Source organism: Acinetobacter stercoris (genome assembly GCF_900323515.1).
Classification (GTDB): domain Bacteria; phylum Pseudomonadota; class Gammaproteobacteria; order Pseudomonadales; family Moraxellaceae; genus Acinetobacter; species Acinetobacter stercoris.
On sequence record NZ_OOGT01000094.1, the window covers coordinates 1 to 14,331 of the forward strand.

13 protein-coding genes are annotated in these 14,331 nt (G+C 35.3%); 5 read left to right on the forward strand and 8 right to left on the reverse strand.

Features of this window, described 5'->3' with window-relative positions:
• Nucleotides 1–289: 289 nt before the first annotated feature.
• The 5 genes from KPC_RS10910 to KPC_RS10930 form a co-directional block, all read right to left on the reverse strand.
• Entirely contained in the window at nt 290–2,341 is a 2,052-nt protein-coding gene (locus KPC_RS10910; RefSeq protein ID WP_121974411.1) for an FUSC family protein, read from the reverse strand.
• Between the two features lie 298 nt (nt 2,342–2,639).
• Nucleotides 2,640–3,530 carry a hypothetical protein gene (locus KPC_RS10915; RefSeq protein ID WP_121974412.1) on the reverse strand — a complete coding sequence of 297 codons (891 nt, stop codon included), beginning with the start codon at nt 3,528–3,530 and terminating at the stop codon, nt 2,640–2,642.
• Nucleotides 3,527–4,597, reverse strand: a complete 1,071-nt coding sequence (locus tag KPC_RS10920) for a GNAT family N-acetyltransferase (RefSeq protein WP_121974413.1) — start codon at nt 4,595–4,597, stop codon at nt 3,527–3,529. Before KPC_RS10920 ends, KPC_RS10915 begins: the two co-directional genes overlap by 4 nt.
• A 9-nt stretch (nt 4,598–4,606) precedes the next feature.
• Nucleotides 4,607–5,986, reverse strand: coding sequence for an aspartate aminotransferase family protein (locus KPC_RS10925; protein ID WP_121974414.1), 1,380 nt, complete (start codon nt 5,984–5,986; stop codon nt 4,607–4,609).
• A gap of 149 nt (nt 5,987–6,135) precedes the next feature.
• Nucleotides 6,136–6,897 (reverse strand): MipA/OmpV family protein, encoded by a 762-nt coding sequence (locus KPC_RS10930; RefSeq protein ID WP_121974415.1) that lies wholly within the window; start codon nt 6,895–6,897, stop codon nt 6,136–6,138.
• 327 nt (nt 6,898–7,224) lie between these two features.
• Here KPC_RS10930 and KPC_RS10935 point away from each other — a divergent pair, with 327 nt between their 5' ends.
• The 5 genes from KPC_RS10935 to KPC_RS10955 are packed head-to-tail and all read left to right on the forward strand — an operon-like array spanning nt 7,225 to nt 10,790.
• Complete coding sequence (locus KPC_RS10935) at nt 7,225–7,938, forward strand: MtnX-like HAD-IB family phosphatase (RefSeq protein ID WP_121974416.1); 714 nt, start codon at nt 7,225–7,227, stop codon at nt 7,936–7,938.
• Complete coding sequence (locus tag KPC_RS10940) at nt 7,935–8,822, forward strand: alpha/beta hydrolase (protein WP_121974417.1); 888 nt, start codon at nt 7,935–7,937, stop codon at nt 8,820–8,822. The genes KPC_RS10935 and KPC_RS10940 overlap by 4 nt, the downstream gene beginning before the upstream one ends.
• Complete coding sequence (locus KPC_RS10945) at nt 8,819–9,178, forward strand: EamA family transporter (protein WP_121974418.1); 360 nt, start codon at nt 8,819–8,821, stop codon at nt 9,176–9,178. The genes KPC_RS10940 and KPC_RS10945 overlap by 4 nt, the downstream gene beginning before the upstream one ends.
• Nucleotides 9,175–9,579 (forward strand): DMT family transporter, encoded by a 405-nt coding sequence (locus KPC_RS10950; RefSeq protein WP_121974419.1) that lies wholly within the window; start codon nt 9,175–9,177, stop codon nt 9,577–9,579. Before KPC_RS10945 ends, KPC_RS10950 begins: the two co-directional genes overlap by 4 nt.
• Nucleotides 9,576–10,790 (forward strand): DegT/DnrJ/EryC1/StrS family aminotransferase, encoded by a 1,215-nt coding sequence (locus tag KPC_RS10955; protein WP_121974420.1) that lies wholly within the window; start codon nt 9,576–9,578, stop codon nt 10,788–10,790. The genes KPC_RS10950 and KPC_RS10955 overlap by 4 nt, the downstream gene beginning before the upstream one ends.
• 5 nt (nt 10,791–10,795) lie before the next feature.
• Here KPC_RS10955 and dsbG read toward each other — a convergent pair whose 3' ends face one another.
• The 3 genes from dsbG to dsbD all read right to left on the reverse strand — a co-directional run.
• Complete coding sequence (gene dsbG, locus KPC_RS10960) at nt 10,796–11,542, reverse strand: thiol:disulfide interchange protein DsbG (RefSeq protein ID WP_121974421.1); 747 nt, start codon at nt 11,540–11,542, stop codon at nt 10,796–10,798.
• 2 nt (nt 11,543–11,544) lie between these two features.
• Complete coding sequence (locus KPC_RS10965) at nt 11,545–12,372, reverse strand: TlpA family protein disulfide reductase (protein WP_121974422.1); 828 nt, start codon at nt 12,370–12,372, stop codon at nt 11,545–11,547.
• 3 nt (nt 12,373–12,375) lie between these two features.
• The coding region (gene dsbD / locus KPC_RS10970; protein ID WP_121974423.1) for a protein-disulfide reductase DsbD at nt 12,376–14,331 on the reverse strand (1,956 nt) is incomplete at its 5' end.

Below are 14,331 nucleotides of genomic sequence, written 5' to 3' on the forward strand. Positions count from 1 at the left end.
TTCTCAGATAAATATATTGAGTTATTTAGGACAGCATCAAGTTTATATCTTATTCTTGCATCGTACGGTGAATAAACAATGTATTCAGCAATGCGATTCCACTAGCAACACTTTTAACCATCACTACAGTACTTTTGAAAAAAGCTTTATTTAATCACTTTAATTTATTAGCCAGTCAGCAAATCCTACCCAGGTTTACTGGCTCTTTATTCTTGTTCCAACGATAGCCTCAGATCAGAAAACCACTATCAGACACATGTGCTTTTAACTATTTTCCCAAGCCAGATATCTAAACAGCAAAACCTTCAGCATGTGATATTACAGATCGTTGACTAAAACTCATGTCATCAAAAAGAGAGATTTTTATGTTGTATAAAACAACATTTAACTGATTATTTTCAATTGTATCTTTACGGTCATTGGTTAGTTTTTCAATATAATCAGCAATATGTGATGGTGGTAGTACATTGTCATCGTAGAGTTTGGCTTCTAAATAATGGATAATGTCCTGAATTAAGAACTCAACACTCTTTTTTAATTGCAAATCTATTTCAGACTGTGCAAATTGCTTTAAATCCAGTAGGTTAATTCCCAGGCGAATATCATGCAAAATATGAGTATCTTCATATAAGTTTTTCTTTGCTGGATCTTTAACCCTTGGGAGTAAATGGTAAACTTTATCCAACATACGATTGATAAAATTTTCACGCTCTTGCCAATATTTCTTACTTGAAAATTGGCGTTGAACTGTTGCAATAATATCTTTTAAAGCATATCGCTCTATCTGACTTGCAACCCATTGTGGATTCTTTGAACGTAATGCATACATCATGAATATTGCAATACTGATTCCTAAGATCGAAGCCAAGCCACCGTTCAGTGTAAACAAAAAATCACTATGGTATTCATTCTTTAGACCTAGTAACGAAGCCAGATTAATTGCCAAAACCATGCTCATAAAAGCTTTACTTGGAACAGTCATAAATAGCCCTAAAATAATAAACACTGGGGCAATAACTAAAATTAGCATTTCATAACTATTTATACCAGGTAAAACCATAACAGAATAGAAAATCACGATTGCAACGGCGATGACAGTACTTTGCATAAAAAGTTTTAATGGTGGTAAAGCACTATCAAAAGTAGCAAACAGTGAACATGCAATAGCAGCCATCATAGGCATAGAGGAAGAAGCATTATCCCAGCCACAGACGATCCAGAGTAAACTTGTAAGCATGACTGATAAAAATAATGTAAAAGCAGACAACAATGCTAACTTCTGATCAACAAAATAATGTTTTTTAGGTGCTTTTTCTGATTTTGAAAACTTATCTTTATGCAAATTATCTTGTAAAACATGTACCTTGTGCATGAAATGTGTCAATTCTTGCAATCGGATAATTAAAGCATATAAGGCAACATTCAACTGATCTGATTGTTTTTGAGCATATTGTTTTTTTTGTGTTTGTATATCTGCCTTGATTTGATGAAATTCATTTACATTTTTTTTATCAGTTGACCAACTTTGTAAGCGGTTAAATATATCAAGCAATTGCTGAGGGATATTTTTATGCCCAATTAAATTAATCCTTAAATAAATTGAATCTACAAGCGGTACTAACTGACGCATATTGCTTTGAATATTTTCAACCAAAACTGCCTGATGTTTACCTCTACGACCATCATAAATCAGATGATCTGCCAAGCGCTCCAAATTAAGCGGATAACTTGCTACATTGTGGAGTAAGTCATAACTAGCCCCATTAGAGTCACCGTCATGGCGATTAAAACTTAAGCCAATCAGTTTATAAGCATCAATGATCCATTTATCGATTGTACCTTTTACTGCATTAAAAATATTATTTGGAAATAATATGCTATGGACTATGGCACTAGAAAGAACACCAATTAAAATTTCCTGAAAACGATCTACAGAAGTATTAAATATAATGTCAGGTGTCATGACACTAGGAAATGCAATAATAGATGCTGTATAGCCTGCCAGCATGAACATATAGCTTTTGGGTGAACGATCTTGCAATGAAATAAACAGACAAAAAGATGCCCACAGTGCCAGAGCGAGACATAAGGCTATAGGTATTTGAACCAGATGTGGTACTAAAAACAATGCAACTAGAGCGCCGCAGAATGTTCCAATAATGCGATACAAACCTTTAGAAAAAGTTGATGATGAAAAAGGTTGTGAGGCAATAAAAACTGTAGCGACAGCCCAACTTGGATTATTAAGATCAAAATCAAGTGAAATATACAAAGCTAACATCGCGGCAAGTGTGGTTTTTATCGAAAATAACCACGAATTTTTTGTTAACCCTAACTGCATAAATTCCCTATTTTGATTCTATTCTAACCCAACCAATTTAGTCAGAATTATATGATCAAAATACGATAAATATGAAGAAATATTGTAGCTTTTTTTTATGAAACAAAATCAATATCTCAAGTCCTGAATATAAACACCCCACCCTAACCCAAAGATTTTTCTAAGTTTATAAATTCAAAAAACTTGGGGAAAGCTAATATCCTGAAGCAGAAGGATATACAGATTATTGATCAGTAAACCAAGTGATTTATGTTACTTCAAGACACGATCTATCAGTAAATTATTAAAATATATTAAACTATTTCCAGGCGAGATCTATAGATTCAATCAATCGTTGATTCAACTGTTGCTGATGTACCTGCCAGGCCTGAATTTCAGCAACTGTTGGTTCATTTTGACCATCAGAGGCACTTAGGAAACGTTTAAATCGATTTGTATAGTGATATGCAGAAACATCACCAGTAATGTCAGCACCGATCAAGGCTCTTTGATTAAACCGGATCACATCCTGAAGATGCTGCTCCAGAAAGTATCCCTGATCCCAATTAGTCATAACCACTTCTTTAGATAAAACATCCTTATCTATTGAAAGATATATAGGAAGATTAATATTTGAAATTTCATTTAAAAACTCGGAGATTAATACATCAGGATCATTAAACGAATGCCATGCTTTTTCAGCGCCAATCCATTTTGTCCAACTAGCATTTTGACAAAGGCTCCAATAGTGTAATTTGCCCTTATAAAGTGGTGACCAGTGATTTTCCCAGGCATGTTTAAGACTAATATCATTTGAACCAATACCGATTACATCTATCCGGGCTATATGAGTTAAGCAACTTGCCCAATAAACCCATGAACCACAATGAATTCCAAATGGATAGCGCATATTATCTGGATGATTATCACATACGATAAGATGCACGGGTTCTGAAGTTTTTAAACGTTTTAATAATGCATGACTTACATGATGATAGTCACCACTGCCCAACAAAACACAACCGAGCTCACCACTTTGTGGAATATGTGTTTGTAAATATTGCTCTAGTTGTTGAAATTGCTTCCATTTACAGCCAAAACGTATCATTTCTTGCCAGGCACCCAAATCAAGATTCAGTGCCCTTTCTGGTACACCAGCAGAATCATCAAAGTTGAGAATCACATGTTGACGTGTTTCTTGTTTACTCATGATTTTGACTCCTGCACATGTTCATGCCAATGCGTATCAGATTCAAATAAATGCTTTAATCGACGTAAGATAAAACGTAGTACAGGCTGCTGTATCCATACTAAGTGCCGGGTAAACGTAAATTTTGCACCAAGCTGCGATTTCACTTCTGGATCTGTCCAACCAGCAATATAAAATTTCAAATTATGCTTTTTGGCATAGTCCAGATTTACGAACCAGCTAATGAAATATAAGTTATAGTCTGTTGCCAATGGATAATTTAAACCGATATATTTATCGACCAGATTGCCTTGATATAGATAACAAATGTTATAGCCTACTAAAATGTTGTCTTTCCAGTATAAAAATACACGACCATTACTGTCTCCATCTTGCAATATTTCATCAAAAAACTCTGGTGTTAATAAATCAAAATGGATTTCACTCTGCTGATAAACAGCTAGATACAAGCGATATAGATGTGATCTAAAGTTAGAATCTTTAAATTTTTCATTCCCTGTATCAAGAATATCAATTTGCAATGCATCTAAACTTTTCAATTTCCTTTTCAAATTTTTCCGCCGGCTTTTTGAAAGTCTGGATAAATAGTCTTCACGATTTTGAAAATCAATTGCGACATATGCCAATGCCTGACCTTCAACAGATAAAAAACCATTTTTTTCTGCAATCTTAATGAATTCAGCACTATAAACATTTTCTTTTTTGGTTAATAAAGGTGAATTTAATGGCAAATCTTTAATAATCGTTAGGCTATGCTTTTTTGCATTTAGTTTTAATTTTTCAACAATATCTATAACTTTAAAATTACTCGATAACGGCGTATATTCCGTTACCGTAGTACCAATAAAGCATGTAGACAAATGCAATAAACGACCCCAACACTTATAACCAAATGCTGATTCAATTTTTTTACGAGCTGCCACCTCTAGCGTTGTCAGCAGATTAAAATCTGTAGTAAAAAATGGCAAAAAATCCTGTGAATCATGCACATTAAATGTGGCTGGAGGATACTTCAAAAAAGCATCAACCAAATTCTCTGGTTCTAGGCGATTAAGATCGTTATACATTTTAAAAAACTATAGCTCTTTTTTTGCACGATTCAACAATTGTTCTAACAGTACCATTGCCTGATCAATTTCAGCCCGCGTGATTTCCAGATTTGGTGCAAATGTAATTACATTTTTGTAATAACCGCCCACATCTAATACAAGCCCACATTTTTTACCGTTATATTCCAGATCGCCAGAAAGACCAATATCGACTATTTTATCGAGTAGTTCTTTATTTGGTGTAAAACCATCGGTTTGACATATTTCAGCACGTAACGCCAAACCTAAACCATCGACATCTCCAATTTCTGGATGACGTGTTTGAAGGTCTTTTAAGCCTTCCAGGAAGTATGCACCGCTTTCCATGATTTGTTTTTCATAATCTTTTTCAGCAAGCATTGTCATCACTTCCAGTCCAACTGCTGTACCAAGTGGATTTGAAGCAAAAGTAGAATGTGTTGAACCCACAGGGAAAGTTTCTGGATTGATTATTTCTTCTCTTGCCCAGACGCCAGCAAGTGGATTTAAGCCATTGGTTAATGCTTTACCAAAAACCAGTACATCAGGTGTAATATCAAAATGCTCAAATGACCACAATTTTCCTGTACGGTAAAAGCCCATTTGTATTTCATCTACAACCAATAAAATACCGTGATCATCAAGCACTTTTTTTAATTCAGGGTAAAAGTTTTTTGGTGGAATGACATAACCCCCCGTACCTTGAATTGTTTCAATATAGAAAGCAGCAAATTCACTTTCACGTACTTTAGGGTCCCAGACACCATGATACTCATTTTCAAATAAACGTTTAAATTCAGCGACTAACTTGACTGCATATTCTTCTGGTGTCATTCCTTTAGGACGACGGAACGGATATGGGAATGGAATGAATTGGGCACGATCACCAAAATGGCCATAACGACGGCGATAGCGATAACTTGATGTAATAGAAGATGCACCTAATGTACGACCATGATAACCACCTTCAAAAGCAAACATACGGCTTTTACCATTTTTATAATTTCGTACTAATTTGAGTGAATCCTCAATCGCTTGTGATCCTCCTACATTATAGTGAATACGACCTTGAAGCCCAGTTTTCCTCTGCATGTCTTCAGCGATAACTTTGCTCAGTTCGATTTTGGTTGGATGTAGGTATTGGCTTGCAATCTGTGGGAGAGTATTAATTTGATTGATTAAAGCTTGATCTAAACGCGGATTTTTATAACCAAAATTCACTGCCGAGTACCACATTTGTAAATCAAGATATTCAATACCCTGATCATCATAAATATAGCTCCCTTGGCAATCGGTAAAAATTTTAGGGGGATTTACATAATGTACAGTATCACCATGTGAGCAATATTTTGCTTCGTCTGCCAATAGTTGAGCTTCATTAATTGTCATAGGAAGTGATCCTTCGTTTAGATTGTGTTTATTGTTTTAGCAAACGATTAACAAAAAAATCTTATAATTTAATTTGCAACCATTTGTTGTTAAAACAAATTTTCTATAGACTTGCAAAACAAGTAAAACCTACTATTCTGAAATAAAACTTAAAAACGGCGCATGATTCCAATTGAAGGTGTGATATCAAGCCTCCGATTGACCATCGGGCTTTTACTTTGTGTATCTGATAAATAAGTGAGATCCAGACCTGCGAACGCATTCCAGTCTCGCGTCACTTTATAGTTCACATTTAAACTTGCATATGGCTGGACACTTTGATCTAAGTGGTATTCTTTTAGATGACTAAGTTCAGCTTCTTCTGCACTGACTCCGTAGTAATATTGGTTATATTTGGAATCATTCCATTGCATCCCCAATTCAGGATAGATAGACCACTTTCCTGTATTTAGCTCTGCAAGATAAGCCAATGAAGCAACAGTGCCTTTACTCCTTGAAAGCACATCTGTTCCGATTTGTGCCTTGAACCCACCATATGGTGTAATGCGCATATAACTGGCTCCAGCCATAATTGACCAGTCACGTTTATTTAATGCTCTAACTTTACCAGCAGGATCAAATTCACTTCCGTCATAATAAGCATTCAGGCGTAATTCATTATTGTCATTATTAACTAAATAAACACCGGCTTCAGAACCTTCTATATATACTTTTTTATTATCGTAGAAAATAACAGGTAAAATACTATGATTTACATCATCACCATGATAAACCTGATAGTTTACTGAGTAATTTATACCTAAACCTAATCTTGCTGCATCCGCATCGTCGGCAAACACAAATGCAGAACTTAAGGTGCTAGTCGATAACACACAGAAAAATAGGGATTTTCTAATTTTCTCGTTCAACATAAATAAATCTTCACTAAATTGGTTTCCAGTTGAGATTAAGAAAGATAGATGCTTTATTCGATCTGTTTCCTGATGCACTATGATGAAGAAATCTTAGCTTTAGCTTAATCACAGATATTTTTTATATAAAAAAACAAATTCCGACTGTTCAGGTACACTTAATGTTGTACAATAGTTCAAATCTTTTATTAAGTAAATCTAATTAAATAAAATTATTTTTTGTAATCCAGCCATGATCTTAAGTAAGCTTTCTTTAAGAATCAGGCGCTATCATCAAGTCACTCTTAAACAAGAGTAAAAGTATTAAAACAACCTGTGAGGCAATCTATGTTCCTTATCAGTCATGATTCTTATCCATCTGTTCAATGGCATATTTTGTGTGATTTTGATGGCACAATAAGCCTCAAAGACACAACAGATCATTTACTTGAAAAATTTGCTTTAGCAGGATGGCAAGAAATTGAACAAGAATGGGAGCAAGGCAAAATAGGCTCTAAAGCCTGTATGCAAAGACAAATTGCATTACTGGATATGACAGAAACTGAATTACAGCAATGTCTGGATCAGATCGAAATTGATTCTGGTTTTATTGATCTGGTTAAACTCTCAAATGAACACAATATTCCACTAACCATCGTAAGTGATGGTCTGGATATTGTCATTAAATATATTTTGAAAAAGTATGATCTGGCACATTTACCTATTATTGCAAATCATTTAGTCCAAGTTGATGAGAGACACTGGCAACTTGAATTTCCAAACAGTAATCCTAACTGCTTGAGTCAAAGTGGCACGTGTAAATGTATGATTGCAGAACAACATTATCAGGAACAAACAATCCTGATAGGAGATGGTCGTTCAGATTTCTGTCTGGCTGAAACTGCGGATTATGTCTTCGCAAAAAAATCATTAATTCAACATTGTTTAAAAAAGAAAATTACTCATGTTTCTTTTGATACTTTTGCTGAAATCCAGAAACCATTAACAAAAATTCTGCGTAGTCAATATAGACCTGATGATTCGACTATGGTGACTGCATGATTTCAGATAATACCTTTTTCCTTTCAGGTAATCGTACTGGTATCTTGCTTGTACATGGACTGACTGGAACACCAAATGAAATGCGTGGTATCGCCCGTTCCTTTCATCAAGCTGGTTATAGTGTTTACGGAGCACAGCTTGCAGGTCATTGCGGTGATATTGAAGACCTTGTAAATACTCGCTGGGAGGATTGGTACACAAGTGTCTGTCAAGCTGCAGATTTTTTAAAACAGCATACCGATGAAATTTTTATTGCTGGACTTTCAATGGGCGCATTGTTATCACTGAAATATGCTTCTGAACATCAGGTAAGTGGCGTGATTAGTTATAGTCCAACATTTCAGTATGATGGTTGGAGTATTCCTGTTTGGTCTAAAATACTGGCTCCTGTAGTCTTACCTGCGGTATATCATCTAAATATTTGTAGACATCAGACATTTGATGAAGCTGAACCTTACGGAATTCGTAATGAGTCACTTCGTGCCCGTATAGTTAACGCAATGCATAATGGAGACAGTAGTGAAGCAGGATTACCAGGTAATCCATGGCATTCATTATATCAATTACAACGTTTATCACGTGATGTACGAAAAAATTTGTTAAAAATTACAGCTCCAAGCCTATCGTTACATGCCTATGATGATGATGTTGCACATCGTAGAAATAGCCAAATGGTGTATGAACGGGTTTCAGGTCCAAAACAGATCATCTGGTTAAATAATAGTTACCACATGATTACGATTGATAATGATCGTAAACAGGTAATAGAGGAATCATTACAGTTTATCGGCAATCATTCAAAACTAAAACACAATGCAAATACATCAGGCTTTGAAACTACAAGTGAAATCTGTCTTGAAAAGAAGTTAGGTGAAGCTGTATGAGTCCAATTGTTATCTTGGTCTGGATCGTGACGATTCTTATTGATACTTTTGGTCAACTTGCTTTTAAAGCAGCAGCTTCAGAAAATACCGAAAATTCAGGTCTAGCGCATTGGAAAGCGATGGCTAAACGTCCATGGATCTGGATCGGAATCACCTGTTATATCGTTGAGTTTGTAGCTTGGCTAGCTTTTTTATCTCTTGTGCCTTTGTCTGATGGCGTTATGTTAGGCAGTATTAATATTGTGGTCATCATGATTGCTGGTCGCTTATTTTTTAAAGAAAAGCTCAGTAAAAACCGTTTGATAGGCGTGATCTTTATTACGATAGGCGTAACAGTTGTAGGAATGGGAGCATGAAATATTTCTATGTGATTGGTTTTTTTGTGTTGATGCTATTCGATACATTGGCTCAAATCAGTTTTAAATATGCATCAATATATGCTATGCCACTAACATTTGATATTCCATGGTTGGCACGTGTATTTTCACATCCCTGGATTTATGGTGCTTTTATTGGTTATATTGGCGCATTTTTCACGTGGATGACGTTACTAAAGTATGCACCTGTCGGACCAGCATTTGCAGCATCACATCTGGAACTCATCAGTGTTACTTTATTATCAGTCTGGCTATTTAATGAACCATTGACCCTGACTAAAGTCATTGGTGCAGCGCTGATTATGATCGGTGTAATATTTTTGGCACGTGATGAGTCCGAACAAGACACCCATCACGATCACTTTAGTTTGCACTCATGAAACCTGAAATTCCACCAACCAATGGCTTGGCACTTTATTTCAAAGATTTAAATCCTTTTAATCATCAACAGGATTTGGCTTCTTGTATTTCTGCCCTACTTAATATTCCAAAGCCGGCTCTCACCTGTTCAGGTACAGCAGCTTTGATTATTGCTTTAGAAACACTGAAAGAATTATATCCTCAAAAAACTCAAGTCATTATCCCTGCATGGACTTGTCCACTGGTTGCATTAGCCATAGAGAAAATTGGTCTCATTCCGATACTTTGTGATCTAGAAAAAAATCATTTCAAATTTGATTTGCATGATCTAAAACAAAAAAACAACATATCAACGCTGGCAATTATCGTCACACATTTTGCTGGACTGGTTTATGATTTAACAGATTTAAAATATATTGCTCAACAACACAATACCTATCTGATCGAAGATGCAGCTCAAGCAATGGGTGCCAAATATAATCATCAAAGTGTAGGTTTACAAGGAGATATTGCCTTTTTTAGCCTCGCATTTGGCAAAGGTTTAACCAGTGCCGAAGGGGGAATTTTATTTAGTATTCGTCCAGAATTACAAAAAAAAATACACAAAAAGGCTTCAAAAGTTCCAATGTTAAAAGATTGGGAGTTTAAAAGAAGTATTGAACTTTTTGGCTATACCCTACTTTATAGACCATCGACCTTAAGCTGGATCTATGGGCATCATCTGCGTAAATATCTAAAAGAAAATAATGAAATTGCAGCTGTAGGTGATGATTTCAATCAGGAAGATATTCCAATTCATCAATTGGGAAAATGGCGTAGTCATGTCGCAGCACATGCAGCGAACCGTTTACCAGAACATTGGAACCAGGCTCACCTGCAAGCTAAAAAGCGCATTGAACAATTACGTAAACTGCCACATTTGACTATCTTTGATGAAGAATCCTCTACTACAGCAACCTTCCCTTTTATTTTAATTCTTGCTGAACACAAAAAAATTACAGACGCAATATTGGCTGCGCTTTGGACTGGTGGTTTAGGTATAACCAAACTTTTTGTTCGTGCAATTCCAGACTATCCAGCATTAAAACATTTGCATAGCTCCGTCCCCAATGCTATCGATTTTGCTGAAAGGAGCTTTACCATCACCAATTCAGCATGGTTAGATGATCAAAATTTTAATAAGATTTTAAAAACTATAGAAATGATCACCCTCCAATACGATCTCATATAATATGATTAATCCAATAACAATTTAATATCTTTAGGTGCTCCTTGTTGGCTCTGAATATTACCTTGTTGATCTTTCCATATCAGTGCTGGTGTTGCATAAAAGCCATATTTTTCCATCAGTTTTTCATTTTCATCCAGCGCTTTTGAAAGTGTTGGGGGAATATTTTTCATTTCTTTTAATTGTTGCTTAGCATTTGATAAATTATATTCTTTGTAAATCTGTTCAGGATTTTTTGCGCTAAGTATTGTTGCAGCTTGCCCCTTACTGCCAGGGCGTATAACACCAACCATGATGTGGCGTAACTGAACTTTTCCACTATCAACCCAAGGTCGAGCCTGATTCCAGAATGTATGACAATACGGACAGTTTGGATCTACAAATACATAAATAATTTTAGAAGCAGAGTTTTTACCATCTTGTATCCACTTTGATTTTTCTAGACTATTCCAGACTTCATTTAATACAGCCCCTTTTACATGTTTTTGTATCGCATCTTCAGTCAAATTTTTATCATTCGCGTCAAATAAATCACCAACAATATAATATTTTTGATCATTTGAAATAAAAACGGTAGAGGGATATTCATCTTTATAACCCGCCCAACCAGTCATATCTGCTGGTGCATCAATTTGTTCAATAAATTGATAGCCTTGGTTTTGCAAGTGGGACTTGATGGATTGTTGTTGTGCAAAAGAGGATTGATTTAAAATCAGAAACAATCCAACCGAGATATTTAAAATATGTTTATTCACGTTTAGTCCTCGATCATCTTTATCTTTTGTGCCAGTACGGCTGATGTAATTTCTCCCATATGTGTCGTTACCAGTTGACCTTTCGCATTAAAAAAAAGTGTACTTGGTAAGCCAAACATTTGGGTTCTTTGTGCCAATTCACCATTTCTATCCAGATAAATATGTTTGAATTTCAGATTATTTTTCATTAAATATTGCTGAATAGTTGTTGCATCTTCCCCTTGATTTACTAAAACAACATGAATACTGGGGTTTTGCTGCTGCATTTGAGATAAAACAGGCATCTCACGACGACATGGTGGACACCAGCTTGCCCACAAGTTGATAACCAAAGGTCGCCCTTTAAACTGGGCCAGTTCTTGTTGTTGATGATTTAAATCAACCAATAATAAATCTGGAAAAATCTGGTATTTTTGTTGAATCTTATTTAATGAAATCAATGAAATAGAACAAAAAACTAGAACAAGACTCAATAGAATCAATATGATTTTTCGATTAATTTTCCAGTTTTTATATATAAAAAATATAATGCCTATACAAATTCCTGAAACAGGTTCAAAACCTTTATCCTGAATTTTTAATATATCTACAAGCTGTCCCGAATATTGATCAAAATGTAGAAAAATAAAAATGATTCGAGAACACAATAAACCAAGCAAAATTGCTGTCCACACACTGTCCTGTAATTGTGACCATTGACTTACTGTAATATTCTTTTTTTTGCATAATAAGCTGGTGATGAACAATCCCAAAACCAGACTCATCAAAACAAGTAAAATATTCCAGGGCAATTGAATAAAACCGAGATGAATTGTATATGGTGTAATCATCTTTTAGTTCTGCCCAGCTTTGCTTAACTGACTAAGCAGATCCTTAGCTGCAAATGTTCCTGTTAATCTCAGTTCTCTTTTTTCATCCGCCAAGTGATTTAAAAACAGAACTGTCGGAGGTCCAAGAATTTGTTTTTCCTTTAAAATAATATCCTGGGAAGCATTGTATTTTGTTAAATCCAGTTTGATTAAAGTAAATTGATTCAATGCATTTTGCACATCTTTTCGTGGCAAAACCTCACGTTCGATTGGCTGACATGCTACACACCAGTCTGCATAAACATCAACAACAATTGGCTTTTTATCATGTTTTGCCTGACTAATTGCTTGTTTAAGTTCATCTAAACTGGTGACCCTGATCCAATTCAGATGTGCCGACTCAGTTTGCTCTACTTTAAATACATTAGAACTCTCCTTAATATTCCATATCGAAAGTCCTAAACATAATGCAGCAAGTATTGAAAGGGTCGCCTTATAAGAAATATTTTGCCCTTTTGGCACAATATAAAAAAGATATACTGCCAAGGCAATGAATAAGATTGCCATGCATAAACTGTATATAAACATTGGAAGCATGGGTCTTAAGAAATACACAGCGAGCATTAGCATAATGAAACCAAAACCAATTTTTAGCCGATCCATCCAAAGACCTGGTTTAGGTAAATATTTTGATCCAAATACACTAGCAATGAATAAAGGTAATCCGATACCAAGACCTAATATAAATAGATATAGCCCGCCTAAAAAACCACTCTGACTTTGTGAAACAAAAAGCAACGCGCCAGCAAGTGGTGCACTCATACAGGGTCCAACAATCAATGCAGAAAGTGCACCCATTGCGACAGCACCTGCAAATGTTCCACCTTTTTGCTTATTTTGTAGCATATCCAGTTTCTGCATTAATCGCTGTGGCAATGCAATCTGATATAGCCCGAACATACTCAGCGCTAACGCTACAAAAAAAAGTGCAAAAATAGAAACGATAATTGGACTCTGGAACCATCGCTGGAAGCTGTAACCGATCTCGGCAACAACAACTCCCATAATGCTATAAACTACAGCCATACTGAAGATGAAACTCAAAGCAATCGCAATTGCTTTGTAGCCTGTAGCACGTTGAACAATAATTCCTGAGAGTATAGGAATAAGAGGCAAAGAGCATGGTAAAAAAGCCAATAATATTCCCAGACCAAAGAAAACCAACAGGTTTAGGAAAAGTGTATCTTTATTCAAGAGTTGGAAAAAAGATTTATCATTATTAATTTGTAATGACAATGCACTATCTTTATCACTCTCTTGTATATTATTTCTTGTAGAATCAATAGTTATTTCACTCTTTTTTTGATCAGTTTCTACTGCATTGTTTTCTATATTGTTACTTGCAACATTACTTTTCTGGTCTGGAAATTTCGTTTCAATTAATTTTTTATCACTGTCCTCAGTCGCTTGATCTACTTTTAAATTTTTTTTATTGCTAGTAGTAAGTGTACTTTGAGTTTCAACAACATTGCTGTCATTTACAAGTTCATTTTTTGTATTGGTTTTGAATAAACTTTTAGTATTCAAATTTTGATTAGATGCAGCATGTTGTGGAAGTAGTCCATCCACATCAGTATGAATCGTTGTTCTTTGCATCGGATAGCATAAGCCATCTTCAGCACAACCCTGCCACAGTACCTGATATGCTGTATTTGGCTTTAAATTTATATGCGTAATGACTTGATTATAGTGTACGAAAGTTCGACCAAATGTTGGGTCATCTTTCTCATGCCCTTTTGGTAATTCAAGTTTGATAGGCTGATTATTTACACTCACTTTAAATTGATCATGATACAGATAATATTGTGGTGCAATATTCCATTTCAGTTGGGCTTTCTGATTAGAAATAGATTCGGCTGAAAACTGAAATGCCTGATCAGGCGGTAAAAAGCTGGAAGCGGCTAAAGCAATATTTGATAT

What these genes read in the sequence shown, in the direction of transcription:
- KPC_RS10935 (WP_121974416.1), top strand. Translation starts at nt 7,225, where the DNA reads ATGTTCCTTATCAGTCATGATTCTTATCCATCTGTTCAATGGCATATT.
- KPC_RS10940 (WP_121974417.1), top strand. Translation starts at nt 7,935, where the DNA reads ATGATTTCAGATAATACCTTTTTCCTTTCAGGTAATCGTACTGGTATC.
- KPC_RS10955 (WP_121974420.1), top strand. Translation starts at nt 9,576, where the DNA reads ATGAAACCTGAAATTCCACCAACCAATGGCTTGGCACTTTATTTCAAA.
- KPC_RS10965 (WP_121974422.1), bottom strand. Translation starts at nt 12,372, where the DNA reads ATGATTACACCATATACAATTCATCTCGGTTTTATTCAATTGCCCTGG.
- KPC_RS10915 (WP_121974412.1), bottom strand. Translation starts at nt 3,530, where the DNA reads ATGAGTAAACAAGAAACACGTCAACATGTGATTCTCAACTTTGATGAT.
- KPC_RS10920 (WP_121974413.1), bottom strand. Translation starts at nt 4,597, where the DNA reads ATGTATAACGATCTTAATCGCCTAGAACCAGAGAATTTGGTTGATGCT.
- KPC_RS10930 (WP_121974415.1), bottom strand. Translation starts at nt 6,897, where the DNA reads ATGTTGAACGAGAAAATTAGAAAATCCCTATTTTTCTGTGTGTTATCG.
- KPC_RS10950 (WP_121974419.1), top strand. Translation starts at nt 9,175, where the DNA reads ATGAAATATTTCTATGTGATTGGTTTTTTTGTGTTGATGCTATTCGAT.
- KPC_RS10910 (WP_121974411.1), bottom strand. Translation starts at nt 2,341, where the DNA reads ATGCAGTTAGGGTTAACAAAAAATTCGTGGTTATTTTCGATAAAAACC.
- KPC_RS10945 (WP_121974418.1), top strand. Translation starts at nt 8,819, where the DNA reads ATGAGTCCAATTGTTATCTTGGTCTGGATCGTGACGATTCTTATTGAT.
- KPC_RS10925 (WP_121974414.1), bottom strand. Translation starts at nt 5,986, where the DNA reads ATGACAATTAATGAAGCTCAACTATTGGCAGACGAAGCAAAATATTGC.